The 13,456-nt window shown below is 39.6% G+C and carries 15 protein-coding genes and 2 pseudogenes; 10 read left to right on the top strand and 7 right to left on the bottom strand.

Going from position 1 to position 13,456, the window contains the following annotated elements; all coding sequences use genetic code 11:
* Nucleotides 1-10: 10 nt before the first annotated feature.
* The 6 genes from H4J50_RS19600 to H4J50_RS06195 all read right to left on the bottom strand — a co-directional run bounded on the left by H4J50_RS19600 (nucleotide 11) and on the right by H4J50_RS06195 (nucleotide 4,497).
* Entirely contained in the window at nucleotides 11-172 is a 162-nt protein-coding gene (locus H4J50_RS19600) for a hypothetical protein (protein WP_259366176.1), read from the bottom strand.
* 41 nt (nucleotides 173-213) lie between these two features.
* Nucleotides 214-699 (bottom strand): DUF4440 domain-containing protein, encoded by a 486-nt coding sequence (locus tag H4J50_RS06215; protein WP_182255154.1) that lies wholly within the window; start codon nucleotides 697-699, stop codon nucleotides 214-216.
* Nucleotides 700-735: 36 nt separating this feature from the next.
* Entirely contained in the window at nucleotides 736-1,269 is a 534-nt protein-coding gene (locus tag H4J50_RS06210) for a cytochrome c (RefSeq protein ID WP_182255153.1), read from the bottom strand.
* An 84-nt stretch (nucleotides 1,270-1,353) separates the two neighbouring features.
* The gene (locus H4J50_RS19595) at nucleotides 1,354-1,509 is read right to left on the bottom strand and encodes a hypothetical protein (RefSeq protein ID WP_259366175.1); all 156 of its coding nucleotides are present in this window, start codon (nucleotides 1,507-1,509) and stop codon (nucleotides 1,354-1,356) included.
* A 322-nt stretch (nucleotides 1,510-1,831) separates the two neighbouring features.
* Entirely contained in the window at nucleotides 1,832-2,695 is an 864-nt protein-coding gene (locus H4J50_RS06200; protein ID WP_182255151.1) for a copper resistance protein B, read from the bottom strand.
* Nucleotides 2,692-4,497: a copper resistance system multicopper oxidase gene (locus H4J50_RS06195; protein WP_182255149.1), complete on the bottom strand. Its 1,806-nt coding sequence runs from the start codon at nucleotides 4,495-4,497 to the stop codon at nucleotides 2,692-2,694. Before H4J50_RS06195 ends, H4J50_RS06200 begins: the two co-directional genes overlap by 4 nt.
* A gap of 311 nt (nucleotides 4,498-4,808) precedes the next feature.
* On the opposite strand from H4J50_RS06195, the pseudogene H4J50_RS19590 reads away from it, so the two are divergent.
* A pseudogene (locus tag H4J50_RS19590) lies at nucleotides 4,809-5,018 on the top strand (two-component sensor histidine kinase); the annotation flags it as partial.
* Between the two features lie 26 nt (nucleotides 5,019-5,044).
* Nucleotides 5,045-5,246, top strand: a pseudogene (locus H4J50_RS06190) (IS3 family transposase); the annotation flags it as partial.
* Nucleotides 5,247-5,415: 169 nt separating this feature from the next.
* On the opposite strand, the gene suhB reads toward H4J50_RS06190, so the two are convergent.
* On the bottom strand, nucleotides 5,416-6,219 hold the full coding sequence (suhB, locus tag H4J50_RS06185; protein ID WP_108455183.1) for an inositol-1-monophosphatase: 804 nt from the start codon (nucleotides 6,217-6,219) through the stop codon (nucleotides 5,416-5,418).
* Nucleotides 6,220-6,618: 399 nt separating this feature from the next.
* On the opposite strand from suhB, the gene trmJ reads away from it, so the two are divergent.
* From trmJ to hscA, 8 genes are all read left to right on the top strand, one after another.
* Nucleotides 6,619-7,368 carry a tRNA (cytosine(32)/uridine(32)-2'-O)-methyltransferase TrmJ gene (gene trmJ / locus H4J50_RS06180; RefSeq protein WP_182255147.1) on the top strand — a complete coding sequence of 250 codons (750 nt, stop codon included), beginning with the start codon at nucleotides 6,619-6,621 and terminating at the stop codon, nucleotides 7,366-7,368.
* A gap of 71 nt (nucleotides 7,369-7,439) precedes the next feature.
* Nucleotides 7,440-8,249: a serine O-acetyltransferase gene (gene cysE, locus H4J50_RS06175; RefSeq protein ID WP_108455185.1), complete on the top strand. Its 810-nt coding sequence runs from the start codon at nucleotides 7,440-7,442 to the stop codon at nucleotides 8,247-8,249.
* A gap of 197 nt (nucleotides 8,250-8,446) precedes the next feature.
* Nucleotides 8,447-8,956: a Fe-S cluster assembly transcriptional regulator IscR gene (gene iscR, locus H4J50_RS06170; RefSeq protein ID WP_182255145.1), complete on the top strand. Its 510-nt coding sequence runs from the start codon at nucleotides 8,447-8,449 to the stop codon at nucleotides 8,954-8,956.
* 29 nt (nucleotides 8,957-8,985) lie between these two features.
* Nucleotides 8,986-10,200 carry an IscS subfamily cysteine desulfurase gene (locus H4J50_RS06165; RefSeq protein ID WP_108455186.1) on the top strand — a complete coding sequence of 405 codons (1,215 nt, stop codon included), beginning with the start codon at nucleotides 8,986-8,988 and terminating at the stop codon, nucleotides 10,198-10,200.
* Between the two features lie 18 nt (nucleotides 10,201-10,218).
* Entirely contained in the window at nucleotides 10,219-10,602 is a 384-nt protein-coding gene (gene iscU / locus H4J50_RS06160) for a Fe-S cluster assembly scaffold IscU (RefSeq protein WP_081148934.1), read from the top strand.
* Between the two features lie 14 nt (nucleotides 10,603-10,616).
* Nucleotides 10,617-10,940, top strand: a complete 324-nt coding sequence (gene iscA / locus H4J50_RS06155; protein ID WP_108455187.1) for an iron-sulfur cluster assembly protein IscA — start codon at nucleotides 10,617-10,619, stop codon at nucleotides 10,938-10,940.
* Nucleotides 10,941-10,967: 27 nt separating this feature from the next.
* Nucleotides 10,968-11,495: a co-chaperone HscB gene (gene hscB / locus H4J50_RS06150; protein WP_108455188.1), complete on the top strand. Its 528-nt coding sequence runs from the start codon at nucleotides 10,968-10,970 to the stop codon at nucleotides 11,493-11,495.
* A 96-nt stretch (nucleotides 11,496-11,591) separates the two neighbouring features.
* Nucleotides 11,592-13,454 (top strand): Fe-S protein assembly chaperone HscA, encoded by a 1,863-nt coding sequence (gene hscA, locus H4J50_RS06145; protein WP_182255143.1) that lies wholly within the window; start codon nucleotides 11,592-11,594, stop codon nucleotides 13,452-13,454.
* Nucleotides 13,455-13,456: the final 2 nt, after the last annotated feature.

The raw sequence follows: 13,456 nt of genomic DNA, 5'->3' as shown, positions 1-13,456 counted from the left end.
CTAAAAAATTTTATCTAAAAGGCGTGCCATCACCATTTTCCCAGCCAGATTTAATACCGTCGATAATTGTAATAATTGCTTGTATGTCTTTATCACTATGCGCTTTATCATTATGAGCAATGGTAAAAAAACTGACAATAAGTAGTAATAGTGCCGTCATATATTTGTTCATATTTGTTTATCCTTTATTTATTATTGTTGTTTTATTTTTTACTAATGCGACCAGTGGATGTGTACAATTTTCCATTTACCCTCTATTTTTTGCAGGATCATGCTTTCCATACCTTCGCTGTTTATTTTTTTGCCTTTAACGTTCCCTGTTAATTTTGTTCTAGACGTAGAATAGGCAATACTACCTAACACTTTAACCTCATGCTCAAGTATTTCTATATCTATATTGGCTAAATATTTCATGTCGGCAAGCATATGATGATTGGCATACTCATCAGCAGAACGTTCAACCCGTCCACCTTCATAAATGATGACATTATCAGCTAAAAAAGACCGAGCTTCTTTTTTATTTCCTGCTTGTATTGCTTGATGAAACTGAGTAACGGCTTTGCCTGCATCCGTTGTTAATACTGACAGTACTTCATGACCTTTTGAACTCTCTGTATCACTAGCATGTGCAATTGAGTTATTGCTCAGAGTTAGTGCCATAAACGAAATCAGGCTAATAATAATTGGTATATTTTTCATTTCTTTCTCTTTTGTTTTATTGATTGCAACTAACCGTCAATCTATCGCTGTAAGTATTTGATATTGTTCTGGTGTTAACGTGTGTAGCTGTTTAATAAAAGCCACCATTGCCCAAATACGCTGATCATCATGGGTTTTACCCCACGCAGGCATGCCAGAGGCTTTAATGCCGTGCTTAATTATCCAAAAATTTCTCCGAGCTGCATCATTACCATCACCATGCTCATGGCCGATATGTTCCTCACTCGATACAGTCAAGTTAGGTGGCGCAGGGTATAAGCCTAAACTCATATCACTCTCACTCTGGCCGGGTTTCAGATGACAACTGGAACACATATATTCATAATCAGTGCCACCGGTTAGTAATAATTCAGGTGCACTTAAATCAGGTACTATGATATTTTCAGCCGCTTTGCGAATAGAGTTTTCTCTGGTTTCTGTTAATAGCCAATAGACAAAATCACTGTGCGGCTCATCGGCGGCGACATCAACAATACCGGAATACATCACAGTAGCGGCTGAGCCTATAGCTAAAGCAAAAAGTAACAATAATAATTTAATAATTTTCATACAACTCCCTTCAAGAACTGAGGTTTTAAAAGTCACTTAGCGCCCAGCTACCGGCAGAAACGCTAAGTTTTTAACTAAGATAACTTAATGATTGTGCTCATGTTCATCTTTCTTAGCGGCTTCATGCTCTACTTGCTTCATTTTGCTGTGGTCCATATCTTTCATGGCATTTTTATCAGCCTTTGACTGCAGCATACATTTTTTCATCATGGCAATTGCAACAGGATTTTTCGTATCCATTTTACTGTGATCCATTTTGCTACAATCTGCCTTTTATGCTTTTTTTACGTGCAGTGATGGATCGTGTGCTATAGCCGACATTGATAAGGTCATTGTCGGTATTAATACTAAAGCTAATTTTGTTAACGTGTTCATGGTTGACTCCTAGATTTATAAATTTTATTGGGTTTTTGTGTAGATGTCTCAAAGCAACATTACTTTTTTAACACTACATTTTCATCCAATTAATGTCCAAATTCATCAGCTAAGGTCAGCTATAGTGTTTATATGCCACCTTAGTGAATGCACTCCTATGATTGACAGATTCTGTTCTAACGATTAGTTAAAACCAAAACCTGATGCCGGCAACAAACTCTGTTTCGTTACTGCTTTGGCCGTTTAATTTTGCATAATCGGCAGTTTGACCATAGGTATTTGTCCACTCAACACCAAGGTAGGGAGCAAACTGACGAGTGAACTCATAACGGACACGAAAACCAATCGCACTGCTAGATAAGCCACTGCCAATTTCATTTTGCTCATCATCTTTACCGTAAAAGGCTACTTCCGCGCGCGGTTGCACAATCAGTTTTTGGGTAATGAGTAATTCGTACTCAGCTTGCAATGTAAATGCAGTATTGCCTCCTTCGCCTATATAGGCGGTCATATCCAGTTCAAACCAATAAGGTGCTAAACCCTGCAGACCAACGGCTAGCCATTGGCGGTTTTTGCCTTCTTTATAGTAATCGGAGCTAATGCCAAGCTGGAAATCCCAGTATGTGGCGATAGCGTGACCCCATAAAATATCGGTTTGGTTCTCTTCAAGACTCCCGCCACTGACATCACCTTCGGTTTTAATGACAAGTCGATCAAAGGTGGTGCCGTACCAAGCTTGTAGGTCAAAAACACCGGCGTCGGTTTGTTCATTGTATTCGACTCTATCACCTAAAATAGCGTAAAAACTATATTCATCAGCTAACTTTAATTGCCGTTCTTTACCTATGGCATAAGGGCCTTCGGATAAAGTAAAACCTGACGAATAAGCATGGGGATCTCGTGTACCTACCGGTGTATCTCCGTCCTGAGATTGCGCTTTTTGATTATTCATGCCAGCCATATCACTTTGCGCAAATGTTGACAAACTGATTAAAGGCAAGCTGATTACAATGGTACTAATTAACAATTTAATAGGGCTTAAATGACTCATGATACAATTACCTCTCTAAACATACCGGCATCCATATGAAACAGTAAATGGCAATGCCAAGCCCAACGACCTACATCGTGTGGTGTGGTTAAAAAGCTGATCCGCTGCGCAGGTTGAACAGGAATGGTATGACGGCGCAGTTGCACATCACCTTGCTCATTTTCTAAGTCGCTCCACATACCATGTAAGTGCATTGGGTGCGTCATCATAGTGTCATTTTGTAAAATAACACGTAAGCGCTGATTATGTTTCATGTGCACTGGGGTACTTTTACCAAACTCTAAACCATCGAAAGACCAGCTATAACGCTCCATATTGCCGGTCAAATGCAATTCTATTTCTGCGTCTGGCTCTTGTTGAGTAGTCACGCCATCTAGTGAGTGTAAATCAGCAAGAGTTAATACACGGCGACCATTATTACGCAGACCAATCCCAGGGTCGTCTAAATTACTTCTCGGCGTATCAACTCGCATGTCGACCGATGCACCGTACTCTGTATTAGCGTGGCGTACTTGCGTACTGGCAATGCTAAGTGGATTTTTAGACATGCCATGTTTACTGTGTTCCATTGCCATAGCTCCGTGCTTCATCGTGCCTTTATCCATAGCACCACCTTGCATACCTGACATTGAACCATGTTCGCCGCCATTAGCCATATTGCCCATCATATCGCCCATCGTTAACCATTCAACAGGGTCTAGTGCTGGCACAGGCGCATCTATACTATTTGCTATAGACAGTGTGCCTTTGGCATAACCTGAGCGTTCCATGCTTTGAGCAAATATGGTGTAAGCATCATTTTTTGGCTCAACAATCACATCGTAAGTTTCACCAGGGCCAAAACGAAACTCATCAACGGTGATCGGTTCAACATTTTGACCATCTGCTTGCACAACAGTTAGTTTGAGTTCCGGTATGCGCACGTCAAAAAAACTATTACTCGAGCCGTTGATAAATCTAAGCCTTATTTTCTCGCCTGCATTGAATAGGCCTCGCCAATTTGCCATCGGTGTGCTGCCATTCATCAAATATGTCAGTGTCGCGGTAGATAAATCGGAAAGATCGGTCGGGTTCATGCGGTTTTTATTCCACACTTCTCGGCGTTTTAACGCCTGCGACATGCCATTTTTTGATACGTCATTAATGAACTCAGGCACAGTCGGCTGATTAAAATTATAGGTATCACCTCGTACTTTTAATTTACGAAACACTTCCATAGGATCTTCGTCGGTCCAATCCGATAGTTGAATAACATAATCTTTATCAGCACTAATAATATCTTTTTCTCTCGGCTCTATAATTAAGGCACCATACATACCGGTCATTTCTTGAAAGCCACTATGAGAGTGATACCAATAGGTACCACTTTGTTGGAGTTTAAACTTATAGACAAAGGTTTCGCCAGGCATGATACCTTTAAAACTGATGCCGGGTACGCCATCCATTTGATAGGGTAAAATAAGGCCATGCCAATGAATTGAACTGGGTACCGCTAAATTATTAGTTACTCTAATTGTGACATCATCACCTTCTTTAAGGCGTAGAGTTGGGGCTGGGATCGAGCCATTAACCGTCGTTGCCATACGAACAACGCCAGTAAAATTTACCGGCGATTCACCGATCACGAGATCAATCACTTTGCCACTGAGTTCGGGAGCATTACCAGTAATCGTGCTGGCAGTTAACGATGGTACTGCATGAATAATACTAGGAAATGCCGCGAGAACACCACCTGCAGCAAGCCCTAGAACAAAACGTCGACGTGATACTAACACTGTTTGCTTTTTACCTTTAACGACCATTTTCTTACTCCGTTTATGCATATATACAGCAGTATAGCCGCGTTTACTGACATTGGTATTACAAAAAGATTACAATGTTGTAATCTTTACTTCTCGTTTATATTTCTGTTTATGCTTATGTTTTTGTTGTAATGAATATCGTAGAGTATTGTGTTCGGTGCATAGTTGAGGGAACTTTATACGCTTATTAGTCGCAGAAGACGAAATGAAAACGGGTAATTATTAAAACAGGGCCTGAGCGAAGCCGGCTTTCAGGTTCATTAGCACGTAATGGGCTAGATGGTAACCACTTAGCCATGACCTAATAATTTGATATGGTGCGATCTTTTAATTTAATGCTCGATAGATTGCAAAATGGATTCTTACGTTTATCAATTATTTCCTCCGATATCGCCCATGCACTTATAACACCTTTAACCAATATTATTACTCAAAGTCAGGTTGGATTATCTAGACCAAGAAAACTAGAAGAATATCAGAGGGTACTATTTTCCAACTTAGAGAAACTAGATAGACTAACCTAAATGGTAATTGATATGTTGTGGTTAGTGCGGTTGCAGAAAATTTCTTCGGCAGTTTAAAGCAATAACGTGTTCACATGAGAAACTATGAAACACGTTATGATGCTCAGCAATATATTGAATTACATAACTATGTGGTTCAATAGCCATAGGCTTCATTCTTATTTAGATTATCAAAGTCCAAATAGTTTTGAGTCAGCAGGTAAAGAATTAAAAATGGTTGCTTAACTAGGGTGACTGAATTTGGTTGTCCAGGTCATCTAGGTGCTTTGCTATGTAGGACTATGATGTATATAAATTACTTAGCGATGTCGTATTAGCTGAGAAAGTAGTTTTTTCAGATATAAAAAAAGCGCCAGAAGGCGCTTTTAAAATGAATGCTTAAGCTAAGTATTCATTATTTGCTTAGTGCTTCACCTAAGTGAGGGCGAATATCTTTTAATATTTCTTTTGCTAAACGCGGGCTACTAGCAACAATGTTGCCTGAGTTACTGTGATTATGGCCACCAACAAAGTCAGTTACTAAACCACCAGCTTCAATTACCATTAACTCACCGGCTGCGGTATCCCATGGCTTTAAGCCAATCTCGAAATAACCGTCAACTCGACCTGCAGCAACATAAGCTAAATCAAGTGCAGCAGAGCCAGCACGACGCATATCTGATGTTTTACCGAAAAGTGTTTTAAACATTTCTAAATAAGCATTGGTATGTTGCTTATGCTTAAAAGGGAAACCTGTCGCTAAAATAGAACCGTTAAGATCTTTAGATTGTTTTACGCGAATACGGAAACCGTTTAATTGAGCACCTTTACCGCGACTTGCCGTAAATAGTTCACCACGGATAGGATCGTAGATCACTGATTGATCTAATTTACCTTTAACTTTTAAAGCGATTGATACGGCAAAGTGTGGAATACCTTTAACGAAATTTGACGTTCCGTCTAGTGGATCAATAATCCACTGGTAATCATTGTCTTTACCTTCAATTACGCCACACTCTTCACCAATAATCGTGTGATTTGGGTAAGATTTTTGAATTGTTTCAACAATAGCTAGTTCAGCACTTATATCAACATTAGTAACAATATCGTTAGTACCCTTAGATTCAATTTCAATCTTATCTACTTGTTCAAAAGCGCGCAGAATTACTTTGCCCGCAGCACGCGCAGAGCGCACGGCAATATTTAGCATCGGATGCATTATCGACTACCCTATATGTTGTAAAATGTCATAAACAGCTATGTAAAAGAACGAGGTTAATTTTAGCAAGCCATACAGTGATGAACCCCTAAAATTAAGCGCGCGAATTATAGCAAACTAATAATCAATTTGCGATACCCTTCTTTATTAATAACTAATAGAACTTACTTATCTTAAATAAAGTTATAGCGTATCAATTCAAACTTAGCTGTCTTTAATTTATCTATATAAGCGAAAGAGCTAAGCCATATTGATAAACACTAATTAACAAATATAAAAGGCGTGATTTTTTCGCAGTACAAGTATAAGGTTCTGTGTTAACATTATCGGCAATTTTAGCCATCTAGATAGGCAACATTATATTTAAATTGTTGTCTTCGAATTAAGTAAGTGTAAATAATGTCAGATTCTTTATTAAACAAAGTACGCATAGTCCTCGTTAATACCTCAGATTGTCGTAATATCGGTTCCGCAGCTCGCGCTATGAAAACAATGGGCTTAACAGATCTCGTTTTAGTTGATCCTATTGAAATGCCCAACGGTCAAGCACAAGCTTTAGCCGCTGGAGCAACTGATGTGTTAAAAGGCGCCAGAGTTGTATCGACGTTAGAAGAAGCCATTGATGATTGTGGTTTAGTGGTGGGTACTAGTGCTCGCTCGCGCACATTACCTTGGCCTATGCTAGAGCCTCGCGGATGCGGTGAAAAACTGATCACCGAAGCACAAGAATATCCAGTTGCTTTGGTATTTGGTCGTGAAAGTAGTGGTTTAACCAATGAAGAACTGCAGTTATGTCATTTTCATGTTCAAATTCCAGCGAACCCAGAATACAGTTCATTGAATTTAGCTATGGCGGTACAAACATTAAGTTATGAAGTACGCACAAGCTTTTTGATTCATGAACAAGAAGCGTTCACGCAGGCTGACAACGAAGAATATCCGCTCGTTGATGAAACTGAGCGCTTTTATCAACACTTTGAAAATGCATTAAAAGACACTGGCTTTATTGTACCAAGCCATCCTGGTTTGGTGATGACAAAGTTACGTCGTTTGTTTAATCGTGCTAGACCAGATGTCAAAGAATTGAAAATGATGCGTGGTATTTTAGCTTCAGTTGAACGAGCTGCTAAAAATGACAACAAAGGTTAATGTTAGCCATAAATAGTGACTCAACTATTTATCTAATTATGGCTTTCAAATAAAGAATTAAGGAACGTAGAATGTTTGACCGCATGAAAGAAGACATCAATAGTGTATTTGATCGAGATCCTGCAGCGCGCAATGTCTTTGAAGTTTTAACAAACTACCCGGGTTTGCATGCGGTTTGGTTTCACCGTTTGAGCCATAGTTTGTGGAAAAACAACTGGAAATGGTTAGGGCGATCATTGTCAACATTTTCACGTTGGTTAACTGGCATCGAAATTCATCCCGGAGCAACTATTGGTCGTCGCTTTTTTATTGATCATGGCATGGGCGTAGTTATTGGAGGCACTGCAGAAATTGGTGACGACGTTACTTTATATCAAGGTGTTACTTTAGGTGGTACAAGTTGGAAAGAAGGCAAACGCCATCCAACTTTAATGGACAATGTTGTTATTGGTGCAGGTGCTAAAATATTAGGCCCCATTACTATCGGCAAGCACGGCAAAGTTGGATCAAACTCTGTTGTAGTAAAAGATGTGCCTGAAAATGCAACTGCGGTTGGCATACCTGCTCGAATTGTTAATTCAAACAAGAATAAAGGCGACGCGGAAAAGCGTGAAAAAGTAGCTAAAAAATATGGCTTTGATGCTTATGCTGTTGCTACAGATAACCCTGATCCTGTTGCTAAGGCAATTGGTCGTTTACTTGACCATATGCACTTAATGGACAATAAAATTTCTTCTTTATGTCGAGAGGTTAACCAGTTAGGTGGTGAAGTTTGTCAAGAAGATCTACCTGAATTAAAGGTTGGTGAGTTTGACGAAGATGAAAAAGCTGCTGCTAAACGCAGAGAAGGCATTAAAGAGTCTTTTGACCCAACCATATAGCTTTTAGATATAAAGCGTTTTTATAAGTCACAAAGACAAAATAGTTAAGCATTATGCTGTTAATACCCACCAATATTGTCCTTTTTATTGACTAATTATTAAAGCCGCGTAAAATACCTGAGTAAATCACTCGGGTATTTAGTTGACTATTTTATAGGGATATGTAAAATTGCGCAGCAAATTGATAGGAGTATTAAATGAAATTGACGTCTAAAGGCCGATATGCGGTAACAGCGATGCTTGATGTGGCTATACATGCCGTAACAGGACCTGTGCCATTGGCTGATATTTCAGAACGCCAAGGCATTTCATTATCATACTTAGAACAACTTTTTTCACGCCTAAGAAAGTACGGACTTGTAAATAGTGTTCGTGGCCCAGGTGGTGGTTATCGTTTAGGTCAATGTTCAGCACAAATTACCGTTGCCGATGTTATCAACGCTGTTGATGAAAGTATCAATGCCACCAAATGTGGCGGTACAGGTAATTGTCAAGATGGACAACAATGCTTAACGCATTACTTATGGACTGATTTAAGCGATAGAATTGAAGATTTTTTAAAAAGCATTTCACTTGCCGAGCTCGTCGAGCAACGAAATGTTAAAATTGTGTCACAACGACAAGATGAAGCCGCAGCGAAAGCGCGCAAATCACCCTCGTTAGAGACCTTAATTACCACTCGCAATATTATGAATGACTGGCATTAATGGCTAGTACAATTGGAGATTATTAATCAATGAAGCTTCCTATTTATTTTGATTATTCAGCGACCACACCAGTAGACAAGCGTGTAGCTGAAAAAATGATGCAATATATGACAACTGATGGTTTTTACGGAAACCCAGCATCACGCTCACACAAATTCGGCTGGCAAGCAGAAGAAGCGGTTGATATCGCTCGTAATCAAATTGCTGACTTGATCAACGCTGATCCACGTGAAATTGTTATTACTTCTGGTGCAACAGAGTCGAATAACCTTGGTATTAAAGGTGCCGCTAAGTTTTATAGCAAAAAAGGTAAGCACATTATTACCTGTAAAACTGAGCATAAAGCTGTACTAGACACTTGTCGTGAACTTGAACGTCAAGGTTTTGAGGTAACGTACCTTGACCCAGAAAGTAATGGTTTAATTGATTTAAACAAATTAAACGATGCAATGCGTGATGACACAGTATTAGTGAGCATTATGCATGTGAATAACGAAATTGGTGTTATTCAAGACATTGCTGAAATTGGCGAAATGTGTCGTGCTCGTAAAATTATATTCCATGTTGATGCAGCGCAAAGTGCTGGTAAAATCAACATAGACTTACAACATTTAAAAGTTGACCTTATGTCTTTCTCGGCTCATAAAATTTATGGTCCTAAAGGTATTGGTGCACTTTATGTTCGTCGTAAGCCTCGTATTCGCCTTGAAGCGCAAATGCACGGTGGCGGTCATGAGCGTGGTATGCGCTCTGGTACCCTAGCGACACACCAAATTGTTGGTATGGGTGAAGCATTTAGAATTGCCAAAGAAGAATTAGCACAAGACGAAGCACATGTAATTACAATGCGTGATCGTTTATGGGCTGGTTTGAACGATATGGAACAAGTTTTTATTAACGGCGATGCAGACAAACGCTACCCGGGTAACTTAAACGTTAGCTTTAACTTTGTTGAAGGCGAATCGTTAATTATGGCGCTTAAAGACTTAGCTGTATCTTCAGGTTCAGCTTGTACATCAGCAAGTTTAGAGCCGTCATACGTACTGCGAGCTTTAGGGCTTAATGATGAAATGGCACATAGCTCAATTCGTTTTAGCTTTGGTCGTTTCACTACAGAAGAAGAAATTGACTACGCCATTGACCTGATTAAAAAGGCAATTGGCCATTTACGTGACATGTCACCGCTTTGGGAAATGTTCAAAGACGGTATCGATTTAGACTCAATAGAGTGGGCTGCTCACTAGAGCACTAGGAGAAATAACATGGCTTATAGCGAAAAAGTAATTGATCATTATGAAAATCCACGCAACGTTGGTTCATTAGATAAAAACGATCCACAAGTTGCTACAGGTATGGTTGGCGCACCCGCGTGTGGTGATGTTATGAAACTACAACTTAAAATTTCTGCAGACGGTATTATCGAAGATGCGAAATTTAAAACTTACGGTTGTGGTTCTGCAATTGCATCAAGCTCATTAGTAACAGAATGGGTTAAAGGTAAATCAATTGATGAAGCTGGCGAAATTAAAAACACCGCTATTGCTGAAGAACTTGCATTACCGCCAGTAAAAATTCACTGTTCAATCCTAGCGGAAGACGCAATTAAAGCGGCAATCGAAGATTACCGTAGTAAGCAAAAAGCTTAAGCTGGAGATAAACTATGAGTGTAACGATGACACCTGCTGCATCTGACAGGGTAAAGTCGTTTATCGAAAACCGAGGCAAGGGCCTTGGTTTACGATTAGGTATTAAAACAACAGGTTGTTCTGGTTTAGCTTATGTACTTGAATTTGTAGATGATCTAAATGAAGACGACACGCTGTTTTCCATCAATGACTGTAATATCATTATTGATGGTAAAAGCTTGGTTTACCTTGATGGTATCGAACTTGATTTTGTTAAAGAAGGTTTGAACGAAGGCTTTAAATTCACCAACCCAAACGCTAAAGGCGAATGTGGCTGTGGTGAAAGTTTTAATGTTTAGTGAACGACTAACTTCACTGGAGTGGTTTTGAATTATTTTGAATTATTTGGTTTAGATATTCAGTTCAATATTGATTTGGCTAAACTTTCAACACTTTATCAAACATTACAAAAAAAAGTGCATCCTGACCGTTTTGCTCATGCATCTAGCCAAGAGCAAATGTTAGCCGTTAAGAAATCAACGCTGATTAACGATGCCTATCAAACACTGAAAAAACCGCTAAAACGTGCGCAATACTTATTAGAATTGCGCGGTGTTAGCATGCCTAGCGAGCAAGCTTCATTTGGTGATGTGAGCTTTTTAATGCATCAAATGGAATTGCGTGAAATGCTAGATGACGTTAAACAAGCTGATGATATAGATGCAGCCGTGTTTAACGCTTCACAAGTGTTTGAAACAGAATATCAGCAGCTGTTTACTCAGTTGCAAACGCAATTGGCAGATAACACAACAGAGTCAAACAGTTCAGCATGCGATAATTTAAGAAAACTTAAATTTTATCAAAAACTGCATGTTGAACTCGAAAAACTCGAAGAGTTGTTGTTAGACGACTAAGTTATAAAATTAAGACGTTAATAGCGACATTACTGTATAAAACGATGTCGCTATTAATAAAAAATCCGTAAAACTATTACCTAACGAGCTTTTACAATGGCATTATTACAAATCGCTGAACCTGGGCAAAGTACCGTTCCTCATGAACATCGACTCGCCGCTGGCATTGACCTCGGTACCACAAATTCATTAATTGCTAGCGTAAAAAGTGGCTTGGCTGAAACTATTGTTGATGCTCATGGCCTCGACATTTTACCTTCTGTAGTAAGCTACCAAAGCAATAACATTCTTGTCGGCAACGACGCGAAGGCCTTTGCTGTAAGTGACCCTGAAAATACCATTGTATCGGCAAAGCGTTTAATCGGCCGTTCTAAAACAGACATTAACAACAAATATGCATCGCTGCCTTATTCCTTTACGGGTGATGAAAACCACCCGTCAATTGTGACACGAACGGGTGATGTTAATCCTGTGCAAGTGTCGGCTGAAATTCTTAAAACTCTGGTAAAGCGTGCAGAAGCTTCCTTAGGTGGCGAACTTACTGGTGTGGTGATCACGGTACCAGCATATTTTGATGACGCACAACGTCATAGCACGAAAGACGCGGCAAAATTAGCCGGCGTTAACGTACTACGTTTACTTAACGAACCAACAGCCGCAGCGGTTGCTTATGGTTTAGACAGTGGACAAGAAGGCGTTGTAGCGGTTTATGATTTAGGTGGTGGTACGTTTGATATTTCAATATTGCGCTTAAATAAAGGTGTATTTGAAGTATTAGCAACCGGTGGCGATTCTGCACTTGGTGGCGATGACTTTGATGGCATATTAGTTGAACATCTTATAGCACAAGCTGGTTTAGTTCGCCCACTGACTACTTCTATGGAACGACAACTAACACAACAAGCGTGTTTGGCTAAAGAACAATTATCAAACACTGAGAGTGTTGATGTTTCATTAGCCCTTGCCGACAACAAAACATGGACAGGTAAAGTTACGCGTAGTGACTTTGAACAACTTATTGCTCCTTTAGTGAAAAAAACACTACGTGCTTGCCGACGTGCAGTAAAAGATGCTGAACTTGTGATTGAAGATGTTATAGAAGTTGTCATGGTTGGCGGTTCTACACGTGTTCCTTTAGTTCGCATCGAAGTTGAAAACTTCTTCAAACGACAGCCTTTAACCTCAATTGACCCTGATAAAGTTGTTGCGTTAGGCGCCGCTATTCAAGCAGATATATTGGCGGGTAATAAACCTGACAGCGACATTTTATTACTTGATGTTATCCCTTTGTCATTAGGTTTAGAAACCATGGGCGGCCTAGTTGAGAAAGTTATTTCACGCAATACCACCATCCCTGTCGCTAAAGCTCAAGAATTTACTACTTTCAAAGATGGCCAAACAGCCATGGCAGTCCATGTATTACAAGGTGAACGAGAGCTTGTTGAAGACTGTCGTTCTTTAGCACGCTTTGAGCTAAGAGGTATACCTGCTATGACCGCAGGTGCTGCACATATTCGCGTTACTTTTAAAGTAGACGCAGATGGCTTGCTAGAAGTTTCTGCAATGGAAAAATCAACAGGTGTTGAGTCAGGCATTACCGTTAAACCAAGCTTTGGTTTAGAAGCTGATGAAATTACGACGATGTTAAAAGACTCAATGGAAAATGCAGAACAAGATATTCAGGCACGTATGCTTAAAGAGCAACAAGTTGAAGCATCACGTGTTATAGAGTCAGTTAAAGCAGCACTTAGCGCTGATAGTGCATTACTTGAAAATGACGAGATAAACGTCATTAATAATGCTATTACTGCACTCGATAAAATAAGCCAAACAGGTAATGCCGATGAAATCGAAGCGGCGTTAGACACATTAAATAATAGTACCGCCATATTTGCTGAGCGTAGAATGGATTCATCTATCAAAACAGCACTATCTGGCCATTCAGTAGACGAGGTTTAGTT

The sequence above is a fragment of the Colwellia sp. 6M3 genome, from assembly GCF_014077595.1.
Classification (GTDB): Bacteria; Pseudomonadota; Gammaproteobacteria; order Enterobacterales; family Alteromonadaceae; genus Cognaticolwellia.
The sequence above is the reverse complement of the archived record's forward strand: the minus strand, read 5'-3'. Positions and strand labels throughout refer to the sequence as shown.